This is a genomic window from Selenomonadales bacterium (genome assembly GCA_017442105.1).
Classification (GTDB): domain Bacteria; phylum Bacillota; class Negativicutes; order RGIG982; family RGIG982; genus RGIG982.
This window is the reverse complement of sequence record JAFSAX010000235.1, coordinates 1-4,223: the sequence shown is the minus strand read 5'-3', so window position 1 is coordinate 4,223 and position 4,223 is coordinate 1. Positions and strand designations below refer to the sequence as shown.

Annotated in this window: 6 protein-coding genes; all 6 read left to right on the top strand. The window is 47.0% G+C overall.

Annotation, left to right across the window (positions count from 1 at the left end):
- Positions 1-333, top strand: a 333-nt coding sequence (locus IJN28_09045) for a hypothetical protein (GenBank protein ID MBQ6713912.1), incomplete at its 5' end; no start/stop codon positions are given.
- A complete protein-coding gene (locus IJN28_09040; GenBank protein MBQ6713911.1) occupies positions 334-1,152 on the top strand; it encodes a sirohydrochlorin cobaltochelatase in 819 nt (272 codons plus the stop codon).
- 110 nt (positions 1,153-1,262) lie between these two features.
- Complete coding sequence (locus IJN28_09035) at positions 1,263-1,472, top strand: hypothetical protein (GenBank protein ID MBQ6713910.1); 210 nt, start codon at positions 1,263-1,265, stop codon at positions 1,470-1,472.
- A gap of 49 nt (positions 1,473-1,521) precedes the next feature.
- On the top strand, positions 1,522-1,755 hold the full coding sequence (locus IJN28_09030) for a FeoA domain-containing protein (GenBank protein ID MBQ6713909.1): 234 nt from the start codon (positions 1,522-1,524) through the stop codon (positions 1,753-1,755).
- A gap of 16 nt (positions 1,756-1,771) precedes the next feature.
- Complete coding sequence (locus IJN28_09025) at positions 1,772-2,536, top strand: 50S ribosome-binding GTPase (GenBank protein ID MBQ6713908.1); 765 nt, start codon at positions 1,772-1,774, stop codon at positions 2,534-2,536.
- Positions 2,526-3,926 carry a ferrous iron transporter B gene (locus IJN28_09020; protein ID MBQ6713907.1) on the top strand — a complete coding sequence of 467 codons (1,401 nt, stop codon included), beginning with the start codon at positions 2,526-2,528 and terminating at the stop codon, positions 3,924-3,926. Before IJN28_09025 ends, IJN28_09020 begins: the two co-directional genes overlap by 11 nt.
- The last annotated feature ends 297 nt before the right edge of the window (positions 3,927-4,223 follow it).

Here is a 4,223-nt window from a genome sequence, read left to right as displayed (position 1 = left end):
GGTGATAATGAGCTTGTGTTTTATCCTGATGGCAAGCTGAAATCGGGTACGCTGAAGGAGGATACGAATCTTCGCCCTGTTGGTTGGCAGAAACGACTCACTGTTGATTCGACAAGTGCTGGATATGTGTTGTTTCGTGCGGGGGAAGATGTCGTATTTGATGAAAATGGAGAAGTTATCATTGGTACGATCAAGGATACATCACCGATGCTGACGGATAAGAGCGGCAAGGTTTATTTAGCAGGAATGAAACTGTTGTTTGCTGAAGATGGTTTGATGGAGATGGCGAAAGCAGTCGATATACCAAAACCATTAAAGATGGGGTTTGAATAGATGGATGATAAGATAATGAAGAAAAAACGGGCGATCATTGTCGTCAGTTTTGGTACGACATATATTGACGCGCTCAAAACGTGTATTGAGCCGATCGAAAAGGCGGTTGCCGAATCATTTGGTTCATATGCGGTGTATCGAGCGTTCACTTCGGTCTTTGTGAGAAAAAGATTAGCGGAGCTGGGTATCGTGACAGAGAGTCTGCCTGAGGTGCTTGAACGGCTGAGTCAAGACGGGTGCAGAGAAGTTGTTATCATGCCGACACATATCATCGAAGGAGAAGAATATCGCAGCAAGGTCGCTATAGTAGCGGAAGAATATCGCGGTCGATTCGCACGATTGGTCGTTGGCAGACCACTCCTCACATGCTGTGATGAGAATAACTGCTCGGTCGATTATCGCGAGATCGTAGAAGCGCTTCGCCTGCAATTTCCTCCGATAAGATCAGACGAGATCGTTGTATTGATGGGACACGGTTCTAAGTGTGCGCAAGGATCGGTATATCCTTGCTTACAAGAAGCGTTTGATGAGCGTGGCCTTCGTGTGATCGTCGGTGTGATGGAAGAAGATGCTTTGTCTTTTACGTACGTTATGAAGCGTATTCGCGAATATGGAGATGTGAAAAAAGTATATCTTGTACCGTTTTTGCTGGTAGCAGGATGCCATGTAGAAAAAGATATGACAGGTGACGGATCGTGGCAGACAGCATTGCAGAAAGCAGGGTATCAAGTTGAATCGTATCTGCATGGATTAGGTGAGAATGAGGCGATTCGTACGCTGTATGTCAAACGTGTTCGAGAGATGTTATATCAAAGATAAGAAAGTAAAAAGGCTTCGATACAGAAGATGTATCGAGGCTTTTTTATTTGCCATAGCGAAAGGCGCAAGGAGAGCAGCGTGTGCATAGTAATAGATAGGAGGCGAGTGGCATGACGATTCGAGAATTGAAGGATGCGCTCGCTGCATTGGAATTCATCAGCTCGGTGCTTACGTTACAACTACTCCTTCAATCACGCGTAAATTCGGATAGTGAGTTTCTATTGGAAGATGACGAACGCGGCCAGCGAAGTCCGGAGGAGCGTCTGGCGCTCATGGAAGAACGGTTGTGTCGATTGGAACGATATTTGAGGATACGGTGAAAGTTGTGTTGGCAGTGTCTTGCAAAAATGGTGATAAGGGGGTGGGAATGTGCGAGTAGTATCGATATCGGAAATGGCGGTAGGAGATGAGGGAATTGTGCGAGCCATTACCGCAAAAGGGTTTTTGCGTGAGCGTTTATTGGAATTGGGTCTGGTCATAGGGACACATATTCGCTGTGAGCGGTTCAGCCCATCTGGTAAGGCTGGTGTATATAAGGTGCGGTCAGCTCGGCTTGTGATTCGCCGCTCTGACGGTGAACATGTGTTGGCGGAGGTTTATTAAGTGGTGAGGTGAGTATATGGATGGGGAAGATTTTTGTCGGCGATATATAAGAGAGCAGTTTAACATAACGGCAGGTGACGATGCATTTGTCGTAGCTCTTGCGGGTAATCCGAATGTTGGCAAAAGTACGATTTTCAATGCCTTAACGGGGATGAATCAGCATACGGGCAACTGGGCAGGCAAGACGGTCGTGGGGGCGGTGGGGCGATTCGATTGGCTTGGGGAGCAGTTCGTACTTGTTGATCTGCCGGGAACGTATTCGCTTGGTGCGCGGCGGGCGGAAGAAGCTGTAGCACGTGATTTTATTTGCTTTGCAAAACCTGATGCTGTTGTTGTCGTTGTTGATGCCTCTCGCTTGGAACGAAATTTGTTCTTGGTATTGCAGGTGTTGGAGATTACAAAACGTGTGGTGCTTTGTGTAAATTTGATGGATGAAGCAACAGAAAACGGTGTGATGATAGACTTGATCCGTCTTGAAGATATCCTGCGAGTGTCGGTCGTTGGGACGTCGGCGAAACAGCAAGAAGGGATATATGAGCTGCGCAATGTACTGTTGCGTACTTGTCAGGCTGATGACCTTCGTACACCGCGCAGGAATCGATATTCGGCTGTCGTTGAAGATGCGGTAGGTGAGATTCTGCCGTATATAAAGCGAGCGGTAGGAGAAATGTTCGATGCAAGGTGGCTTGCGATGCGTAGGTTGGAAGGTGATAAGGAGTGTCTGTGCAGGGTAAAAGAAATGCTTTCTGCCCAAAAGGAAGGTGGACGATGTGAGCTGTGAGCGGGAAGATGTGTTTTACGAGGTTGATGAGATGGCAAGCCATATCCAAGAGAGATGTGATGTAGATATCCGAGAACAAATGATCGGTGACTTGTATCGAAATACAGAAGAGATCGCAAGTGCTGTCGTTTCAGTGGAATGTGAGAAGAAACATTCTCTGCAGCAGCGGATAGATGATATGGTACTGTCGCGTAGGTTCGGATATCCGCTCTTGATATTTCTGTTGGGCGCGGTCTTTTGGCTGACGATCATTGGGGCAAATGTTCCGTCATCATGGCTTGGTGAAGTACTGTTTGGAGCGGTAGCTGTTATCGGTGACGGCATGCTTTGGCTGGGGGCTGTGGAGTGGGTCCATCATATGGTCGTCTATGGCGTACTGCAATGCTTGGCATGGGTCGTGGCTGTTATGCTTCCGCCGATGACGATTTTTTTTATGCTGTTTACACTGCTGGAAGAATGGGGGTATCTGCCGCGTGTTGCCATGAGCCTCGATCATATGTTTTATCGATGTCGGGCTTGTGGGAAACAGGCTCTTACGATGTGTATGGGATTTGGTTGTAATGCGGCAGGGGTGGTATCGTGTCGTATCATTGACTCACCGCGTGAGCGGATACTGGCGATGGTGACGAATGCGTTTGTACCGTGTAACGGAAGATTTCCGACTCTTCTTTTGCTGGCGACATTTATCGTCGGTGGCATAAGTGGGGCGGGCGGCAGCAATGTTCTTGTTACGGCCGTCATAACAGGAATCGTCCTTATGGGAGTCGCGGCGACTTTCTTGGTATCGAGAGTGTTGGCAGATACGATGCTGAAAGGTGAGCCGTCTACGATGATATTGGAATTGCCTCCGTATCGTATGCCGCGGTTTAGAACGGTACTCTATCGCTCGCTGTGGGAAAGAACAAGGGTCGTCTTGTGGCGTGCCGTCTGTGTGGCTGCACCTTTTGGTATGATCATCTGGCTATTGGCGCAGACTACTGTCGGAGATGTCAGCCTGCTCTTGTGGCTGTCAGAGTTTCTTGACCCGTTTGCGCGAGCGTTGGGTCTTGATGGTGCGATACTCTTAGCTTTCATCTTAGGTATCCCTGCCAATGAGATCGTCTTGCCGATCTTACTCATGATCTATCTGGCAACAGGGCATATGACCGAGATCGAGAGTGTGCGAGAAGTGGGACATATCTTTGCATCGCAAGGATGGGATATATTGACGCTCATCAACGTAAGCATCTTTTGCCTGTTTCATTGGCCGTGTGCGACGACACTCCTATCGGTCTATCAAGAATCACAGAGCATCAAGTGGACGATACTTGCCTTTTTATTGCCGACGGTGATCGGGATGGGGATATGTTTTTTGACGGCACAAGGGGCAAGGCTGCTTGCAGCATTATAAAAAGAAGCGAAAAGTCGCTTCTTTTTTGCTTCTTTTGCAGAAAAAAACATAGGGAAAAGGAATACTTATTGACAGAAAAGCATCGTATTTGTTATTATAATTAAGTGATGAATAAAAATTTTTGCGTAGAAATTTGTTTATAATGAAATAGAATGAAGGGGGCGGCTCGTGTCAACCTGTGCCAAAAGATCTTGATAGAAGATAATTTTTGGGATGGATACGTGCGGTCTTTTTTTGTTTTTACAAGAGAAAATATGTGATGGTTCATTGTGGACAAAGTTGTATATGAATCTGAAT